An 18455-nucleotide genomic window follows, 5' to 3' on the forward strand; every position below is an offset into this window, starting at 1 on the left:
GGGTATTCCGTGCGTGCCAGCGCGCGCCGAAGTGCGGGCGGAGTCTCGCTCGATTGTCCTGCTGGCGCTGTCCGAGCGCCCCTACGGCCATGCCTTGAAGACTTCTTCGCCGGTCATTTCGCGCGTGGCGTTAGCAAACTGATAATTGCCCGGCTTTTCATCGACGAATATTTGCAGGTCGAACGGCCAGGTGCCACCTTCGTCGAACAGGCCCACCGGGATGGCGTAGAGGCCGCCTTGCTTGAGGCGGTAGAACAGGTGTGTGCCGCATTGCGCACAGAAGCCGCGTTCGGCCCAGTCCGACGAGGCGTAGGTCCGTACATGCTCCGCCCCCTCGATGCGCGGCGCGTCACTGCATTCGAGCGTGAGCGATGGACCACCGCCCCAGCGTCTGCAGATGTCGCAATGGCAGGCGCTGACGTGGGGTTTGTCGTGTTCAAGTTGAATTGATACCGCGCCGCACAGGCACTTGCCTTGAAACCTTGAAGCTGCTCGATATTCGGTCATGCGTCGCCTCCTTCGGGGTGGGCTGTTGGCGTTTCATCCTGTCTGATCGAGGCTAAAGACTTCTGATGCCCTGATCACGTGGCGCTGCCGCGCGCGCACAGCCGCGACCGAGAGCAGCGACGGAAAGGGCTTTCATGGTGCGGCGCTGCCGTGCTCGCACAGCCGCGACGCGCCGGCGGGGGCGTCAAGGTCGATCAGCCAAATGTCTCCGTGCGTCGAAAAGCTGTCACCCATGAGGTAGTTGCCGATCATCGGCGCCAGCAGCGCCTGCCGGCATGCCGCGACGGGCGGGCCGAGCGCCTGCAGGGATGTGGCGAAGCCCGCGGCGGCACCATCCACGTCGGGCGATATCGTATGCACGATGCCCCACCGGATGCCGGCATACTCGCGCGCCACACCCACGAATACCTGATCCGCACCCATCCGGTAAGGCGTGGACCAGAGGCGCACCGTGGTCAACGCCCTGCCGCGCGCACCTTCCACTGGACGCTCGAAGGCCAGGTCGTTCACCTTGCCGCGCCAGAAGACCGGCGCCAGCGGCGTAGTGGTGTAGTCCAGGCCGTCTTTTACAAGGCGCAGCATGTTGCGCAGGGATGGGTAGTCGGCGGCCTGCCAGCCGGCCCGCTGCAGAGCGACGACCAAGGCATGCTTGTCGGGGGCGACGATGGCGAACGCCAGCGGCTGTTCGGGCGCGCCGAGCAAGGTCGCAGTTTTCGACAGCGTATCGGCGTGCAGGATTTCGGGCAGCGGTCGAACGAGCTGCATGGCGGGCTCCGGCGGCGGAACCCGCACGGGCGGCTGGTGGATGGCCGCATAGCCGATAACCCCGGCGGTGGAAACGGCCGCCAGCGCAAGTGCGGTGAATCTTCTGCGCGGCTCGTTCGGCGCTCGCCACACGATGCGTCCGCTGGCGGCCAGCCATTCAACGAGGCTGATGCCCGCGATCAGCCATAGCGCCCCGACCAGATACCCGGCCCAGACATCGCTGAGATACTGAACCCCCAGGAGGATGCGGCTCAGGCCGATGAGCAGAACCAGCGCCGCCACGCCGAAGAACACGTGCACCCGCAGCTTCCAGCGCGTGGCGGCGCGGATCATCAGGTAGCCCAGAAAGCCGTAGAAGGCCACGGCTGACGCGGCGTGCTCGCTCGGAAAGGAGTAGGACGTTTCAAGTATTACTGCCTCGACGGGCCTGGGCCGATGAACGGCCAGTTTGCTCAAGCTGACAAAGGACGACGCGCCCAGCGTGGAAAGCAGCAGTCCCGCCGCCGCGTAGCTGCGGTTGAGTAGCCAGAGCAGCACGCATGCCGCAAGCAGCATCGCACCGACCAGTGGCAGCGCGCCCACATTGGCAATCCAGACAAAAGGAGGAATGACTGAGGGAGCGCGGAAAGCGGCGACCAACTCCGCCGTGGCGTGGTCAACCGCCACGATGGGATCGGAAGTGATGACGTCTTCGACGATGCCCGCAAACAGCGCGAGCACGTAGATGAACGTCAGCGCGAGCAGCGTGAGCGGCAGGCCGCGGAAGTGCGAGCGGTCCACGCGCCCCGCGAAAAACCGCACCGCCGCCGGATGACGGCGCACCCATCGGCGCGCATAGGGGTTGCGGCCGAGTGCAGCTCTGAGCGAACGGCCAAACGACACCACTACCCGCCACACTTCGCGCCCCTGGCGCACGATGAAGCGCTGTACCAGCCACATCAGTGCCCAGACCGCAAGCACCACCACCAGCAACATGCCGGCACGAGACATCCAGGTTTCCGCCACCTTGAGCGATTGCCCGAAGAAATAGCCGCCGCCTACCCACTGCAACCCCCAGCCGATGGCGCCGAGCACGTTCCAGATCAGAAACGTGCGGTAATGCATGCCCACCGAGCCGGCGATGAAAGGGGCGATCTCCTTGACACTCGGGATGAAGCGGCCAAGAAAGACGCTGCGCGCGCCGTGCCTGTCGAAAAACCGGCGCGCCTTCTCGAAATGATCGGGCGTCACAAACCAGACACCGTTGCGCGCCCATTTCTGGCCATAGCGCTGGCCCAGCCAGTAATTGACGTTGTCGCCCAGCACTGCGCCGGCCACCGCGAACCACAGCAGATCGGCAAAATCCAGGTACCCGCCCGCCGCGAGCGCGCCCAGCAACAAAAGGAGGGTCGACCCCGGCAGCAGAAAGCCCACCCCAAGTGCCGTCTCCAACAGCGCGGCGAGAAAGCCCACCCAGTAGCCGAGCAGATGGAAATGCTCGATCGAAGGCAGGATGGCTGTGAAGAGCTTTTCGATCACGAAGTGCCCGGCCTTTGAATGAAAATGCGCTGTAGTGGCGGTTTCGATACCAGTGACGGCCTTGTTCAGTAAATAGCCTACGTCGCCATACGCATCATTCAAGAAATTCCTGGCGGGACTTCGGCCGCACGGGGAAAGATTCCTTCAAGTACCAGCGCGAGCTTTCGGCAGACTGCCCGGCCTGTCTTCGCTCCTGCCACGGTCCGAGGCGGATCACTTCCTCGCGCCGCCGATCGAACACGCCAGCGCCGTCACGAATCGAATCCGCGTCCTTCCCCGGCTTCCTCGTGCGTCACGCCGTCACGGATGTGGTAGATCCGCCGGAAAGTCGGAATGATCTTCTCGTCGTGGGTGACGACGATGATCGCGGTCTCGAACTTGCGCGCCATGTCGTTGAGGAGGCGGATGACCGTCATCGCGCGCTCGGAATCTAGCGGCGCGGTCGGTTCGTCGGCGAGGATCACCGGTGGGCGGTTTATCAGTCCGCGGGCGATCGCGACCCGTTGCTGCTCGCCGCCCGACAGTTGTGACGGCATCGCACCGGCCCGGTGCTGCACGTCCAGCGCGCTCAGCAGGTCCAGCGCGCTGGCGCGTGCTTCGGCGTTGCGCGCGCCGGCGAGCATCGGCAGCAGCGCGACGTTGTCGGTGACGTCGAGGAAGGGGATGAGGTAGGGCGCCTGGAATACGAAGCCGATCTTGTCGCGGCGCAATGCGCGCAGGTCGCGCACTTTCCAGCCGTCGTCGTAGATCGTTTCGTCGCCCAGCGTCATGCGTCCGGCGGTCGGATCGATGACCGCGCCGAGGCATTTCAGCAGCGTGCTCTTGCCCGAGCCGGATGGCCCGATCAGGCCGACGACCTCGCCCGGGGCCACCGTCATGTCGACGCCCTTCAGCGCCTCGACCGCGGTGTCGCCCGAGCCGTAGCGCTTTCTCAAGCCTTCGATCCGTATGCCTTTGCCGTGCATCTCAACCTCCGATCGCTTCCGCCGGATCGACCTGCAGTGCGATGCGGATCGCGATGACGCTCGCCAGTGCGCAGATTGCGAGCACGGCGAAGAAGCCCGCGACGGAGTCCTGCGGCATCAGCAGCACGTACTTCGGGAAGAACGGCGCCGCGTAGGTCGCGCTGATCTTGCCCACGGCGAAGCCGATCACGCCGAGCGCGAGCGCCTGCTGCAGAATCATTGCGGCGATAGTCCCGTTGCGGGTGCCGATCAGCTTCAGCACCGCGATCTCGCGGATCTTGTCCATCGTCAGCGTGTAGATGATGAAGGCGACGATCGCGGCGCTGACGACGGCGAGGATGATCAGGAACATGCCGATCTGCTTCGCGGAGGTCGCGATCAGCTTGCCGACGAGGATGCCTTCCATCTGCGAGCGGGTGTAGACGGTCAGGCGCTGCCAGCGACGAATCGACTCCGCGACCCGATCCGGCGCGGCGTCGGGTCCGATGCGTACGAGAACCGCGTTGACGAGATTGTTGCTTGCCTGCGACGCGATGACCGCATCGAGCATACCGGGCACGCCGGGACGATTGAGGCCGGGGTTGGCTTCGGTGCGGCGACGCCCTTGCCGGATCGCGTCGTTGTCCTTCAGGAACTGCGCTTCCTGCGCGTCCTTCAGCGGAATGAACACCATCGGATCGCCGTTCGACGACACCATGCGCCGCGTCAGGCCGACCACGGTGAAGCGGTTGCGGCGGATCCGGATCTGGTCGCCGAGCGCGAAGCCGGTCGCTCGATCGGCCACCGCTTCGTAATGCCCGCGCGTGATCTGGCGGCCCGCGACGAGGTAGGGCGGCCAGCCCGGCACGGCGCGCGCGTCGCCGGGCACGACGCCCACCACCATCGCGCGCACGTCCTCCTCGCCCTTGCGCACCTGCATCGTCAGATAAGTCACGTTCGCGGCCTCGGCGACGCCGGGCATCGCAAGGATCGAGCGATACACGTCGTCGTTGATGCTGGACGATTCGGCGTAGGGGCCGAGCGTGTCCTTCTGCACCACCCACAGGTCGGCGCCGCTGTTGTCAAGCAGCGCCTTGCCATCGTCCACCATGCCGCGGTACACGCCGGCCATCGTCAGCGTAACGCCGATCAGCAGGCCGAGGCCGAAGCCGGTGAAGACGAACTTCCCCCACGTGTGGAGGATGTCGCGTCCGGCGAGGCTGATCATCGCGTCGCCCCGGCAACGCGTTCGACGATGCGTATGCGGCTGCTCGGGCCGAGCGCCTTTTCGCTGTAGGCGACGACGTGGTCGCCGGGCTCGAGTCCTGCGACGACCTGCACCTGACCGTCGAGGTCCGAGCGCCCGAGCGCGACCGGAACGAAGCTCGGCTCGCCGTCCGCGATCTGCCAGACACCGATCCGGTCGCCCTGGCGCTGCACGGCCGCGTTCGGAATCACCGGCGCTGCCGGCAGCGGCTGCAGGTCGACGGTGACTTCGGCGAGTTCGCCGAGCGGCGGCAAGATCGCGGGAGCCTCGTCGAAGCGCACCTTGGCGAGCGTTTCTTCAGTGATCGCATCGGCCTTCGGTTCGACTCGCAACACGTGCCCCTGAATGACTTCGCCGTTGCGCGAGCGCAGCACGATGCGGGCCGGCAGACCGGCGTCGAGCCCCGCGGCGCTGATCTGGTCGAAGCGGGTGTTGATCCACAGGCTCTTCGGGTCGACCATTTCGACGACCGCCTGGCCGGCGACGATCGTCGTGCCGGGGTCGGCGTCGCGCTGCGTGACGATGCCGGCGACCGGCGCGGTCAGCTGCAGATTGACGCGCTGCGCCCGCAGGCCCTCGAGGTCGGAAGCGGCGCGTGCGAGGTCTTCGCGCACGCCTGCGAGCGCGGCCTCCGCGACCTGCAGCTCCTGCCGCTTCGTCGTCAGCAGTTCCTCGCTGGTCGAGCGGACGGCGAAGAGTTGCTCGTACCGGCGTGCCTGCGCGTTTGCATAGGCTTGGCGAGCGCTCGCCTCGCGTATCGCCGCTTCGGAGCGTTTGAGCGCGGCTGCCTGGGACCGGATCCTGTCGTCGAGGTCGACCGGGTCCATTTCGCCGAGCACTTGTCCCGCTGTGACGCGGTCGCCGACATGCACATCGAGGCGTTTCACGCGCCCGGCGACCGTCGGGCCGATCCGGTACGTGTAACGCGCCTCGACGGTGCCGATGCCGAACAGCGCCGGACGGATCGCGCGCGACTCGACACGGACCTCCGCGACGGCCACCGGAGCGAGCGGCCCCGAGCGCAGGGCCACGTAAGCGAGCAGCACGACGAGCGGGACGATGACTGCGATCAGCGTCAGCATGCGGCGTTGCAAGGGGCGGATCTTCATCGGTCGCTCCCGATGCCCCGCAGATAGATCGCGAACACGCCCGGCGCGTCGCGCCGCATGCGCGCGACGTCGCCGGCGAGGAGCGACTGCATCACCAGTCCCTGGATCGTGCCGATGAAGAGCGTCGCCGCGGCTTCGGTATCGAGCGTGGCGGAGAGGTCTCTGGTCGCCTTGCCCTCGGCGAGGAGACGTTGCAGGCGTTCGCCGTAGCGTTTGATCAGCGTCTGCACGATGAGCTTCGGCGGCGTCGGTTCGGCGTGCTGCAGCTCGCCGAACAACATGCGCGGGACGCCGGGATGGCGGACGACGAAATCGACGTGGGCCATGAACATCGCCTCGATAGCGCCGACCGGTGAGGAGGCGGAACCGGCCGCCTTGTCCAGGCGTGAAAGGAGCTGCTCCGCGACCCAGTCCATCACCGCCTGCAGGATGGATTCCTTGGTGGGGAAATGCTTGAACAGCGCGCCCTGCGTGACGCCCATCTGCTGGGCGATCGCCGTGGTCGTGATCTCGCTCGGATTCCGGGATGCGGCGAGTTCGACGACGGCTTCGACGGTGACCGCGCGGCGTTCGTCGGAGGGCAGCTTCGGGCGAGGTTTCGTTGGCATCGACGGTTTGTGAAGAAAGTAAGTGGTTACTATCTTAGGCCACGAAACCCGCCTGTCAACCGGCGAGTTTTGGCGTCGCGGCGTCGAGCGCTATGCGGAAATCGCGCGAGTGCGCGCGAAAGTAAGGATGCGCGGTCGCCCTGCGCTCCGGCGAGCGCGCTTCAGACTCTTCCGGGTTGCAAGGCGATGATCGCCATGCCGACCAGCGCAACCCCGGCGCCGATGGCGTCCCAGCGCGTCGGCGTGATGCCGTCCATCGCCCAAAGCCAGGCCAGGGCTACGGCGACATACACGCCGCCGTAGGCCGCGTAAGTACGCGCGGCGGCGGACGGGTGCAAGGTCAGCAGCCACGCGAAAAGGGCGAGGGAAACCGCCGCGGGCAATAGCAGCCACGCCGACCGGCCGTCCTTCAGCACCATCCAAGGCAGGTAGCAGCCGAGAATCTCCGCAATCGCGGTGATCGCGAAAAGGCCTGTGGTCTGCAGCAGTTGCATCATTGCGGGTCTCCGGATTCGGGGTTGGGCACGTGCAGGCGCGCGGTGCGCGACGGCTGTCAGTCGGGGCAGGATGCCGCAATCGGCAGCCTCGGAGTCGGCAATGGGCCTTCTGTCTCGCTTTCGCCGCTGCCGGATCTATTCGGGCGGGGCAGGGTCCGAATCTCGCAGGTGGCGACTGGGCGGGTCCGGTCGGGTCGGCTCGACCGACAACGAAAGCTGGACCGGCGTCGCCGGATACAGAACGAGCAGTGACAGGAGGCGAGCATGGCACGCAATCAGGTGATTACCGGCGTCTTTTCGAGCACCGGCGAAGCGGAGCACGCAAGGCAGCGGCTGGTCGAAGCCGGCGTGGCGGAAAACCGTATCGGGGTCAGCACGGATCTGACGGCCGACGGAATCGCGGCCGAATGCCCGGGGCAGTCGTATTCGAACCAGCCTGGCCAGGATTCGCAGGGGATCGACGTCGACCCGAGCTCGGATGCCGTACATGGCGGGACTTGCGTCGTCAGCGTTGATCTGGGCGGAAGCGCCGACTCGGGCCGGGTCGAGCAGATCATGCGGCAGTGCGGCGCGCAGCCGCATACGTCCGTGCATTGAGGGATTGGCCGGGGCGATTGCTGGTTGACGAGCATCCGTGTGCGATGAGCAGCGGCGCACGGTCGTCCGTAGAAAGGAAAGGCGGCGTTCGGGGGCGGCTGCGCCGCGGAAGTACGAGCAGGCCGCAGCGTCTGCCGCGGCCGTCAGTCTTCCGACTTCCAGTGCCCCGACTTGCCGCCGAGCTTCTCGACGAGCCGGATGTCGTCGATCCGCATGCCGCGATCGACCGCCTTGCACATGTCGTAAATCGTCAGCAGCGCGACACTGGTCGCGGTCAGCGCTTCCATCTCGACCCCGGTGCGGCCGACGGTCTCGGCGGTGACGGTGCAGACGATCGTGCTGACCGCGCGGTCGGGTTCGAACTCGACGGCCACGCGCGTCAGCGGGATCGGGTGGCACAGCGGGATCAGTTCGGCGGTCCGCTTCGACGCCTGGATCGCCGCGATACGGGCGATGCCGAGCACGTCGCCTTTCTTCGCGTTGCCCGCCTCGATCATCGCGAACGTTTCGGGCTTCATCGTGATCGCGCCGCGGCAGACCGCGACGCGGCGCGTCTCGCTCTTGTCGCCGACATCGACCATGTGGGCCTTGCCGTCGACGTCGAAATGGGTGAGGGTCCGGGATTCCGTGGGCTGGCTCATGGGACGGGGCGCGGACCTACAGTGCGATACATTCCGCGCGGAACGGTAACGAACGGACCGGTATCATAGCACCCGATGATCAAACGACTTTTTATCCTTCTGCTGTGCGTCGCGATGGTACCGCGCCTGAATGCCGCAAGCCTTCCCGATCTTGGCGACGTCGCGGCGTCCGAACTCTCTCCGCAGGCCGAGCGCCGGCTAGGCGAGTCGATCATTCAAGAGATCCGCTTGCGCGACAACGCGTATCTCGATGACCCGGAAGTCGAGGAATACGTCGGACGATTGGGACAGCGGCTCGTCGCATCGGGGCCGGCGCCGAACCAGCAGTTCGACTTCTTCGTCGTCCGCGACGGCACGCTCAACGCATTCGCGCTGCCCGGCGGCTACATCGGCGTCCACACCGGGCTGATTCTCGCGGCCGAGTCCGAGTCCGAGCTCGCGTCCGTGCTCGGCCACGAAATCGCGCACGTGACGCAACGCCACATCGCGCAGCTCGTTGGCAAGCAGGGGCAGGCGAGCATGGTCATGCTCGCGTCGATGCTCGTCGCGGTCCTCGCGGCGCGCAGCAATTCGCAGATCAGCGAGGCCGCGGTCGCCGCAGGGCAGGCCGGCGTCATCCAGTCGCAGCTCGGCTATACGCGCGACTTCGAGCGCGAAGCCGACCGGATCGGCTTGCAGACGCTCGAGAGCGCGGGCTTCGATGTGCGCGGGATGCCGGGTTTCTTCGAGCGTTTGCAGCGCGCGGGCCGCCTGTACGAGAACAACGCGCCGAGTTATCTGCGCACCCACCCGCTTACCGCGGAGCGGATTTCGGACATGGGCAACCGCGTCGGTCAGATGCGTTACCGGCAGGTGCCGGATTCGCCCGAGTTCGGCTTTGTGCGCGCGAAACTGCGGGTCGCAGCGGCCGCGCCGCTCGACGCGGTGCGGGAGTTGGAGGCGCTGGTGGCGAAATCGCCGAATGTCGCGGCGCAAAACTACGGGCTCGCGCGCGCGTATTTCGCGGCGGGGCGGCTCGACGACGCGGAAAAGACGCTCGAACCCTTGCGCCGCGAGAAACCCGGATCGCCCTTCCTCGAGTCGTTCGCGGCCGAATTGCGGAGCGCACGCCGCGACGCTCCCGGCGCGGTCGAGATCCTGGACGCGGCAACGCGGCGTTTTCCCGACAACCGTTCGTTACGCTACGCGCGGATGGACGCGCTGCTGGAGGCGGGCCGGGCTCAGGAGGCTGCCACGTTGGCGCGTTCCGGGATCCAGGACCGCAGCGACGACGCGCGCTTGTGGACCTACGTTGCGCGTTCCGAAGCGGCGCTCGGACATCGCACCGCGCAGCACCGCGCGCAGGCCGAAGTTTACGTGCTGCAGGGGAGTCTTCTGGCGGCGATCGAACAGCTCGAGATCGCGCGCCGCGCGGGCGACGGCGATTTCTACCAGCTCTCGGCGGTCGACGCGCGGATGCGCGAATTGAAGGCGGAGGAGCGTCAGCGGCGCGAGGAGAAACGGAACGGGGGCTGAGATTTCCTTCGCCCGTTGCAGTAGCGAGAGCGCGGCCCCGCAGTCGACGACCGGGAATCCGCGTTTCCACTCCGCCTGGCGCCAGCGCGGGATTTCACGACAATCGTGCTGCCGACCAAGCCGATAAACACCGTCGCTTTCGATTCGCGCGGCTTCTCGGTCCCTCGCGCAGCCGTTAGAATCGCCGTTTTTCCGGGTCGGGGGTCGGGATGGAATTCGAGAGAGAAGTCGATGCGCGCGGCCTCACCTGTCCGTTGCCGATCCTGCGCACGAAGAAGATGCTGGCTGAAATGAAGCCGGGTCAGATCGTGCGCGTGCTGGCGACCGATCCGGGGTCGGTCAAGGATTTCCAGGCGTTCGCGAAGCAGACCGGCAACGAGTTGCTGAGCCAGAGCGAAACCGCGGACCAGGCGTTCGAATTCTTCCTGAAGCGCAAGTAGCAGGCCGGATCGGGCTGCGCGCGGGGTCCGTGCCAGATTCGCGCGAGGGCGCGGAGCTCGGACACTGTCTTGTCAGAGTGCTGGAGCCGCAGCGGCTCCGGGAGCGCGAGACCTTTGCGTGCGAATCGAGGGTGGAAACGAAACGGGCCGCGCCGTAGGGGGGCGGCCCGTTTTATTGGCGCTCGCGGCTCAGCGGTTCGCGAGTTTTTCGAGCTGCGGGCGCAGCTTTTCGAGCGTCACCCTGAAACCCGCGAGGCGGGCCCGCTCCTGATCGACGACGGCGGCGGGCGCGCGGGCGACGAAGCTTTCATTGCCGAGCTTGCCCTCGGCCTTCGCAACCTCACCTTCGAGGCGGGCGATCTCCTTCGCGACCCGCTCACGTTCGGCGGCGATGTCGATTTCGACGCGCAGCATCAGCTTGAAGGCGCCGGACACGGCGACCGGCGCGAGTTCATCGACGCCGATATCCTCGACTACGGCAACCTCCGACAGGCGCGCGAGGCCCGCGAGATAGGGCCGGTACGCGGACAGCGTCGCGGCATCGCCCGCCGCGACGAGCGGCATCTTCTGCGCCGGCGAAATTCCCATTTCGCTGCGCAGATTGCGGCAACTGCCTACGATCGCCTTAAGTTCGGCGATCTTCGCATCGGACGCCTCGTCGATCCGCCCGAGATCGGCCAGCGGATAGGGCGCGAGCATGATGCTTTCGACGTCCTTGCGGCCGGCGAGCGGCGCGACCGTCTGCCACAGCTCTTCGGTGATGAACGGAATCAGCGGGTGCGCGAGGCGCAGCACGGTTTCGAGCACGCGCAGGAGCGTCCGGCGCGTCGCGCGCTGCTGCGCGGGCGTGCCGTTCTGGATCTGGACCTTCGCGAGTTCGACGTACCAGTCGCAATACTCGTCCCAGACGAACTCGTAGATCGCCTTCGCGACGAGGTCGAAGCGGTAGTCCTTGAAATGCTGCGCGACCGCCGCTTCGGTGCGCTGTAGTTCCGACACGATCCAGCGATCGGCGAACGAGAAATCGAGGTTGGCCGCGTTGCATGCCGTGCTGCCCGCGGCGGCCTCGATGCCGCAGTCGTGGCCCTCGGTGTTCATCAGCACGAAGCGCGTCGCGTTCCAGAGCTTGTTGCAGAAGTTGCGGTAGCCCTCGCAGCGCGCGAGGTCGAACTTGATGTCGCGACCAGGCGTCGCGAGCGACGAGAACGTGAAGCGCAACGCGTCGGTCCCGAACGCGGGAATGCCTTCCGGGAATTCCTTGCGCGTCTTCTTCTCGATGCTCTGCGCCTGCTTCGGATTCATCAGGCCGAAGGTGCGCTTCTTCACGAGCTCGTCGATCGCGATGCCGTCGATGAGGTCGATCGGGTCGAGCACGTTGCCTTTCGACTTCGACATCTTCTGGCCTTCGGCATCGCGGATCAGCCCGTGCACATAGACGTCGCGGAACGGGATCTTGCCGGTGATGTGCTTGGTCATCATGACCATGCGCGCGACCCAGAAGAAGATGATGTCGAAGCCGGTGACGAGCACCGACGACGGCAGGTAGAGGTCGAGCGCGTCGTTCGACTTGGCCGGCCACTCCGACGTCCAGTCGAGCGTCGAGAAGGGCCACAGGGCCGACGAGTACCAGGTGTCGAGCACGTCCTCGTCGCGACGCAGCCGCCCGGTGTAGCCGTCCTTCGCGGCCAGTGCCTTCGCTTCGTCCTCGCCATGCGCGACCCACACGCGTGCGTCGCCTTCGGCGTCGGCGTACCAGGCGGGGATCTGGTGGCCCCACCACAGCTGGCGCGAGATGCACCAGTCCTGGATGTTGTTCAGCCACTGGTTGTAGGTGTTGACCCAGTTTTCGGGGTAGAAGCGGATCTCCCCGGACGCGACGCATTCGAGCGCCTTCTCGGTGATGCTCTTGCCGTCCGAGTTTGGTCCCTGAGCGGCCTTGCTCATCGCGACGAACCATTGGTCGGTGAGCATCGGCTCGATCACCGCGCTGGTGCGGTCGCCGCGCGGGACCATCAGCTTGTGCGGCTTGACGGCTGCGAGGAGGCCGAGCGCGTCGAGGTCCTGCACGATGACTTCGCGCGCGACGAAGCGGTCCATGCCACGATACTTTTCCGGTGCGTCGTCGCTGACGTGCGCGTCGAGGCGCAGGATGCTGATCGTCGGCAGCTTGTGCCGCAGTCCGACCGCGTAGTCGTTGAAGTCGTGCGCAGGCGTGACCTTGACGCAGCCGGTGCCGAACTCGCGGTCGACGTAGTCGTCGCCGATGATCGGAATGTCGCGGTCGCACAGCGGCAGGCGCACGGTCTTGCCGATCAGGTGCGCGTAGCGCTCGTCTTCCGGATGCACCATCACTGCGACGTCGCCGAGCATCGTCTCGGGACGGGTCGTCGCGACCGTCAGGCCCTTCAAGTCGCCAATCGGTCCGTCGGTGAACGGGTAGGTGATGTGCCACAGAAAGCCGTCTTCCTCCTCGGACACGACTTCGAGGTCGGACACCGCGGTGCCGAGCTTCGGATCCCAGTTCACCAGGCGCTTGCCGCGGTAGATCAGGCCTTCGTTATAGAGCCGCACGAAGGTCTCGGTGACGGTCTTCGACAGGCTGGCGTCCATCGTGAAGCGCTCGCGCTTCCAGTCCGGGGACGTGCCGAGGCGCCGCATCTGGCGCGTGATCGTGCCACCGGAGTATTCCTTCCACTCCCACACCTTCTCGACGAATTTCTCGCGGCCGAGGTCGTGGCGCGAGATGCCTTTCGCGTCCAGCTGGCGTTCGACGACGATCTGCGTCGCGATGCCGGCGTGGTCAGTGCCCGGTTGCCACAGCGTGTTGAAGCCGCGCATGCGGTGGTAGCGCGTGAGCGCATCCATGATCGTCTGGTTGAAGCCGTGGCCCATGTGCAGCGTGCCGGTGACGTTCGGCGGGGGCAGCACGATGCAGAACGCGTCGGGGATCGACTTGTCGAGACCGGCGTCGAAATAGCCGCGCGATTCCCATTCCGGATACCAGCGGGCTTCGATGTCCGCGGGCTCAAAACTCTTGGCCAGTTCCATGGTGTGCTCGGGGCGAGAAGGCAAAGCGCGGATTATAGCGGATGGGCGAGGGGCGCCCGGAGCGGCAAAACGGTGCAAACTGCCGAGCGGCGGGGACGCACCGGGCTGTGTAGAGTTCGGCCGCCCCAAGCGGCGAAATCATGAGCCGCGGCGGGCGGCGTGAATGGCTACGAGCCGGGTTACGTTCAGTGCAAATCGTCCGATTCGTCCTCGAGACGGCGCGAAATCCGCTCGGAAAGTGCCGGCAGCAAGGTCGCGCGTAGGTGCGCGAGAGTTTCTTCCTGCAGATGGTCGGAGAATTTGTCGAGTTCGCGCGAGAGGAGTTGCGGGAACTCCGTCGCGAACCAGGCTTCGACTTCGCGCGAGATTTCGGTGTCGAGTCCGACGAGCTGTTCGACAAGCCGGTTTTGCTCGCCGTGCGGCGGCGCGGCGAGCGGGGTCGTGGGCAGTTCGGCCGGATCGACGACGTCGGTGAGCACCGGCAGGTCTTCATCCTCGAGTGCGACGAAAACGTCCGGCTCCGACGGCTCGGTGCTCCGGTGGTGGCGACGCAGCAGCGCGTCCGCCTTGCCGAGCAACTCATCTGCCGCCTTCAGCTCGTCGTCCGGCTCGACTCGCGAACCCGGTGCCCACATGCTCACTGGACTACCCTCCGTGGCAAGACGCAGCGTGGAAAAGCGAAGCGCCTTCCGCCCAACGTGCGGCGTCGGAGGACCGGCATACCGCGGTGTGATTGGCAAATTCGGCCGCTGCGCCGCTCGTCCGCCTTATGGAATCGGTGCTCATAGCGCCTCCCGACGCACCGCGTCGAACGCCTGCAAGCGCAGATCCTGCTGCTTGTAGTGCTTCCAGCGCATGCGTGCAGGCTGTTTCTGCGTCTCGCTCTGACCGACGATCTCGACGAGCATCCGGAAACGCTCGAATCCTTCGGGGATATCGTCGGCGAGATTGAGCAGCATGTCGGTTTCCGGCCAGGGTTGCTGGGCGTCGGCCCGGCCGATCACGACCGGGGTCTCCGCGGCGAGCGGGGAGTCGGCCATCACGTGCGGGACGAATTCGAGCGGATCGAAGTTCCACAGCATCCGGTCGAGCTCGCGTGCCATCGGCTCGTCGGCCACCCGCAATGCGATCTTGCGGCCGCCCGCAACGGCGCGAGCGGCGAACTCGCAGGCGAGCGCGAGCGGGTGCTCGGCGTTGTGATAGAACTGCACCCGCGTCGCCATCGGCGTCAGGCCTCGGCGCTGCCGCAGCGGCCGATCAGGAACTCCGTGAGCAGCGGCACCGGCCGGCCGGTCGCCCCTTTCGCGTCGCCCGACACCCACGCCGTGCCGGCGACGTCGAGGTGCGCCCATTTGTACGCTTTCGTGAATCGCGCGAGGAAGCAGGCGGCGGTGATCGTGCCCGCGAAGCGTCCGCCGATGTTGCCCATGTCGGCGAAGTTGCTCTTCAGCAGCTCCTGGTATTCGTCCCACAACGGCAGCTGCCATGCGCGGTCGCCGGAGGCGGTGCCGCTGTCGAGCAGCTCGCGCGCGAGCGCGTCGTCGTTCGTCAGCAGCCCGCTCGCGATCTTGCCGAGCGCGACGACGCACGCGCCCGTGAGCGTCGCGATGTCGACGACGCACGCCGGGTTGAAGCGCTCGGCGTAAGTCAGCGCGTCGCACAGGATCAGTCGGCCTTCGGCGTCCGTGTTGAGGATCTCGATCGTCTGGCCGCTCATCGAGGTCACGACGTCGCCCGGCTTCGTCGCGCCGCCGCCGGGCATGTTCTCGGTCGCCGGAATGATGCCGACGACGTTGAGCGGCAGGCCGATGCTCGCGATCGCCTTGAAGGTGCCGAGCACGCTTGCGGCGCCGCACATGTCGAACTTCATCTCGTCCATTTCGGCACCCGGCTTGAGCGAAATGCCGCCGGTGTCGAAGGTGATGCCCTTGCCGACGAGCACGACCGGCCGATCTTTCGACTTTGCGCCCTTGTAGCGCATGACGATGAATTTGGGCGGCTGGTGCGAGCCGCGCGCGACCGACAGCAGCGAGCCCATGCCGAGTTTTTCCATGTCTTCGCGCTCGAGCACCTCGACCTTGAGCTTGTGCTGCTTGCCCAGCGCGAGTGCCGTCTCGGCGAGATACGTCGGCGTGCAGAAGTTGGCCGGCAGGTTGCCGAGATCTTTCGCCAGCGCCATGCCTTCCGCTATCGCCTGGCCGCGGCGGACGGCGACTTCCATGCCGGCCGAAATCCGGTTCGCGGTCAGCAGGACGACGTCCGTCACGCCGCGGCGCTTTTCGTCCTTCTTCGATTTCGTCGCGTCGAATCGATAGGCACCGTCGGCGATCGCGCGCGTGAGCTGCTGCAGTGCCCACTCGGCGTCGCGGCCTGGAACGATGCTGTCGGCGAGGCAGATAGCGGCGTCCGTCGCCGGCCCCGATGCGACGGCCTTTGCCGTCGCGTTGATCGCGTCGCGCCACGCCTTGTCGCCGAACTCGTCCTGTTTCCCGAGGCTGACGACCAGCACGCGTTCGCACGCGCTGCCCTTGAGGTCGTGAAGCATCAGCGTCGCGCCCGCTTTCTCGTCGAGATCACCGCGCGCGAGGATCGCCGCGAGCTTGCCATTCGCCGCGTTATCGAGCGCAAGCGCCGCGCCGTCGAGCTTGCCGCCAGCGAAAACGCCGACAACCAGCGTGCCGGTTTGCAGTTTTTCCGGGGTTCCGGTCTTTATGGTAAATTCCACGCGCTGCTCCTTTGATAGACGCGTCATTCCGATCGCCGCCGATTATGGCCCGGCCGCGACGAGCCCGTCAAAATCGCTCCCCCCAACGCATACCGAAGTCATTGCGCGATGATCTTCCGCCGCGCCCTCCAGCGTGAGTTCTCCCAATCGGCGGCCGGCGTCTTCGTCGCGCTGTTCGCGATCCTGATCAGCGTCGTCCTGATCCGCCTGCTCGGTCAGGCTGCGGGCGGGCGCGTCCCCGCGGACGCGGTCGTCGCGCTGATCGGTTTCGGCGCGGTCGCGCGCTTGCCGGTCGTCCTGTCGATGACACTCTTCATCGCGATCCTGCTGTCGCTGTCGCGGTCGTATCGAGACTCCGAGATGGTGGTGTGGTTCGCCTCCGGCCTTCCGTTGACCGCGTTCATCCGGCCGGTGCTGCAATTCGCGCTGCCTGTCGTGCTCGCGATCAGCGGCGTCACGCTGTTCCTCGCGCCATGGGCGAACCAGAAAAGCGAGGAATATCAGGCACGGATCGATTCGCGCGATGACACGTCGCGGATCTCGCCGGGCGTGTTCCGCGAATCGAGCGCCGGTCAACGGGTCTTCTTCGTCGAAATGGGGGCGGAGGAGGATGGCAAGGTTCGGAACGTGTTCGTGGCGAGCGAAAAGGACGGAAAACTCGGTGTCGTCGTCTCGGCGGAAGGCTCGCTGAGGACCGAGCCCAATGGAGACCGCTTCGTCGTGCTCGAGCAGGGGCGCCGTTATGAAGGCACTCCCGGGTCGCCGGAGTACCGTGTGCTCGAGTTCGAGAGCTATTCGGTCCTCGTCGAGGAGCGCAAGGCGGAGAGCGCCGCGGCGCGCGCCCGGACGCTGCCGACATCGCAACTGCTGCAAACGCCGACGCCGCGCGCGCTCGGCGAGCTCCTCGAACGGATCGGAACGCCCGTTTCGGCTTTGCTGCTCGCGCTGATGGCGATTCCGCTGTCGTTCGTCAATCCGCGCGCCGGCCGCACGAACAACCTGATGTTCGCCGTCCTCACCTATCTCGTCTACAGCAATGCGATCAGCGTCTTCCAGTCGTGGGTGTCGCAGGGGCGCCTGGGTTTCGAGCTCGCGGTATGGCTGCCGCACGTTGTCGTGCTCGCGGTGCTCGCGCTGATGTTCTATCGGCGGCTTGCGGTGTCGCCCTTCTGGCGGGCCCGCGCATGACCCAGATCCTGACGCGCTATCTCGCGCGCGAGATATACGGGGCGACCGCGCTGATGCTCGTCGCCTTCCTCGGCTTGTTCGCCTTCTTCGACTTCATCAACGAACTCGATGCGATCGGCGAGAACGGTTACCAGCTGCATCACGCTCTGATCTTCGTCGCGATGATTCTTCCCGGGCGCGTGTATGAGCTGCTGCCGGTCGCGGTGCTGATCGGCACGCTGTATGCGCTTACGACGCTCGCACGCCACTCCGAGATCACCGTGATGCGGGTGTCGGGGGTGTCAACGATGAAGATGCTGCGGACTCTCGCCGGCATCGGCTCGCTCTTCGTCGTGCTGACCTTCGTCTTCGGCGAGTACATCGCACCACCGGCCGAACGCGCCGCACAGCAATGGCGTTTGACCGCGACGAATTCCGCGGTCTCGAACCAGCTGCGCTCGGGGCTGTGGGTCAAGGACGGACCGCGCTTCGTGAACGTGCAGACGGTGCTGCCGGACCGCAGCATGGAGAAGGTGCGCATTTTCGAGTTCGACGAGCGTCACACGCTGCTGTCGATCAGCGAGGCCGCCACCGCCCGGTACGCCGCGGACGGGCAGGGGTGGCGGCTCGAAGGTGTGCGGCAGACGAGATTTCTCGGCGACCATACCGACGTCGTCCAGGTGCCCGAACTGCACTGGCGCTCGGACCTGACTCCCGACGTGCTCAGCGTGCTGATGGTCGCCCCCGAACGGATGTCGGTGACGACGCTATTCGCGTACGTGAATCATCTGCGGGAAAACCAGCAGAACGCCGATCGCTACGAGATCGCGCTGTGGAAGAAGCTCGTCTACCCTTTCGCCGCGCTCGTGATGATGGCGCTCGCGTTACCGTTCTCGTTCCGCCACGACCGAATGGGCGGGGTCAGCGTGAAGGTTTTCCTCGGTGTCATGCTCGGCGTCGGGTTCTACCTGCTCAACGGGCTGTTCTCGAACCTCGGCGTGATCAACAGCTGGCACCCCGCGCTCGCGGCGCTGACGCCGAGCCTGATTTTCCTCGCCGCCGCTGCCGTCATGCTGTTCTGGGTCGAACGCCGATGAGCGGTGCGGC

17 protein-coding genes are annotated in these 18455 nt (G+C 66.1%); 5 read left to right on the plus strand and 12 right to left on the minus strand.

Translation table 11 applies throughout. The features are described from left to right. Window positions 1–81: 81 nt before the first annotated feature. The 7 genes from ROZ37_RS04895 to ROZ37_RS04925 form a co-directional block, all read right to left on the minus strand. On the minus strand, window positions 82–507 hold the full coding sequence (locus ROZ37_RS04895) for a GFA family protein (RefSeq protein ID WP_312657959.1): 426 nt from the start codon (window positions 505–507) through the stop codon (window positions 82–84). Window positions 508–639: 132 nt separating this feature from the next. Beyond that, window positions 640–2892 (minus strand): LssY C-terminal domain-containing protein, encoded by a 2253-nt coding sequence (locus ROZ37_RS04900; protein ID WP_312657960.1) that lies wholly within the window; start codon window positions 2890–2892, stop codon window positions 640–642. A 149-nt stretch (window positions 2893–3041) separates the two neighbouring features. Further along, window positions 3042–3755, minus strand: a complete 714-nt coding sequence (locus ROZ37_RS04905; protein ID WP_312657961.1) for an ABC transporter ATP-binding protein — start codon at window positions 3753–3755, stop codon at window positions 3042–3044. A gap of 1 nt (window position 3756) precedes the next feature. Beyond that, window positions 3757–4962 carry an ABC transporter permease gene (locus ROZ37_RS04910; protein WP_312657962.1) on the minus strand — a complete coding sequence of 402 codons (1206 nt, stop codon included), beginning with the start codon at window positions 4960–4962 and terminating at the stop codon, window positions 3757–3759. Further along, window positions 4959–6110, minus strand: a complete 1152-nt coding sequence (locus tag ROZ37_RS04915; protein ID WP_312657963.1) for an efflux RND transporter periplasmic adaptor subunit — start codon at window positions 6108–6110, stop codon at window positions 4959–4961. Before ROZ37_RS04915 ends, ROZ37_RS04910 begins: the two co-directional genes overlap by 4 nt. Further along, a complete protein-coding gene (locus tag ROZ37_RS04920; RefSeq protein ID WP_312657964.1) occupies window positions 6107–6718 on the minus strand; it encodes a TetR/AcrR family transcriptional regulator in 612 nt (203 codons plus the stop codon). The genes ROZ37_RS04915 and ROZ37_RS04920 overlap by 4 nt, the downstream gene beginning before the upstream one ends. Window positions 6719–6879: 161 nt before the next feature. Beyond that, the gene (locus tag ROZ37_RS04925; protein WP_409449932.1) at window positions 6880–7212 is read right to left on the minus strand and encodes a YnfA family protein; all 333 of its coding nucleotides are present in this window, start codon (window positions 7210–7212) and stop codon (window positions 6880–6882) included. A gap of 267 nt (window positions 7213–7479) precedes the next feature. Between ROZ37_RS04925 and ROZ37_RS04930 the strand changes: the two genes are divergently transcribed. Continuing rightward, the gene (locus tag ROZ37_RS04930; protein ID WP_312657966.1) at window positions 7480–7812 is read left to right on the plus strand and encodes a hypothetical protein; all 333 of its coding nucleotides are present in this window, start codon (window positions 7480–7482) and stop codon (window positions 7810–7812) included. 143 nt (window positions 7813–7955) lie between these two features. Here the strand turns inward: ROZ37_RS04930 and moaC are convergent, their stop codons facing one another. After that, window positions 7956–8453, minus strand: coding sequence for a cyclic pyranopterin monophosphate synthase MoaC (gene moaC / locus ROZ37_RS04935; RefSeq protein ID WP_312657967.1), 498 nt, complete (start codon window positions 8451–8453; stop codon window positions 7956–7958). A 75-nt stretch (window positions 8454–8528) separates the two neighbouring features. Between moaC and ROZ37_RS04940 the strand changes: the two genes are divergently transcribed. Then, complete coding sequence (locus tag ROZ37_RS04940; RefSeq protein WP_312657968.1) at window positions 8529–9968, plus strand: M48 family metalloprotease; 1440 nt, start codon at window positions 8529–8531, stop codon at window positions 9966–9968. Between the two features lie 209 nt (window positions 9969–10177). Further along, entirely contained in the window at window positions 10178–10408 is a 231-nt protein-coding gene (locus ROZ37_RS04945; RefSeq protein WP_312657969.1) for a sulfurtransferase TusA family protein, read from the plus strand. A gap of 189 nt (window positions 10409–10597) precedes the next feature. On the opposite strand, the gene ROZ37_RS04950 is transcribed toward ROZ37_RS04945, so the two are convergent. The 4 genes from ROZ37_RS04950 to ROZ37_RS04965 all read right to left on the minus strand — a co-directional run bounded on the left by ROZ37_RS04950 (window position 10598) and on the right by ROZ37_RS04965 (window position 16181). After that, window positions 10598–13456: a valine--tRNA ligase gene (locus ROZ37_RS04950; RefSeq protein WP_312657970.1), complete on the minus strand. Its 2859-nt coding sequence runs from the start codon at window positions 13454–13456 to the stop codon at window positions 10598–10600. 185 nt (window positions 13457–13641) lie between these two features. Further along, window positions 13642–14091, minus strand: coding sequence for a hypothetical protein (locus ROZ37_RS04955; protein ID WP_312658313.1), 450 nt, complete (start codon window positions 14089–14091; stop codon window positions 13642–13644). Between the two features lie 147 nt (window positions 14092–14238). After that, window positions 14239–14679: a DNA polymerase III subunit chi gene (locus ROZ37_RS04960; RefSeq protein ID WP_312657971.1), complete on the minus strand. Its 441-nt coding sequence runs from the start codon at window positions 14677–14679 to the stop codon at window positions 14239–14241. A gap of 5 nt (window positions 14680–14684) precedes the next feature. Further along, entirely contained in the window at window positions 14685–16181 is a 1497-nt protein-coding gene (locus ROZ37_RS04965) for a leucyl aminopeptidase (protein ID WP_312657972.1), read from the minus strand. Between the two features lie 108 nt (window positions 16182–16289). On the opposite strand from ROZ37_RS04965, the gene lptF reads away from it, so the two are divergent. After that, window positions 16290–17369, plus strand: coding sequence for an LPS export ABC transporter permease LptF (lptF, locus tag ROZ37_RS04970; protein ID WP_312657974.1), 1080 nt, complete (start codon window positions 16290–16292; stop codon window positions 17367–17369). After that, a complete protein-coding gene (gene lptG, locus ROZ37_RS04975; protein WP_312657975.1) occupies window positions 17366–18445 on the plus strand; it encodes an LPS export ABC transporter permease LptG in 1080 nt (359 codons plus the stop codon). Before lptF ends, lptG begins: the two co-directional genes overlap by 4 nt. Window positions 18446–18455 lie beyond the last annotated feature (10 nt).

Origin of the sequence: Aromatoleum sp., assembly GCF_032027225.1 — a bacterium.
Taxonomy (GTDB): domain Bacteria; phylum Pseudomonadota; class Gammaproteobacteria; order Burkholderiales; family Rhodocyclaceae; genus Aromatoleum.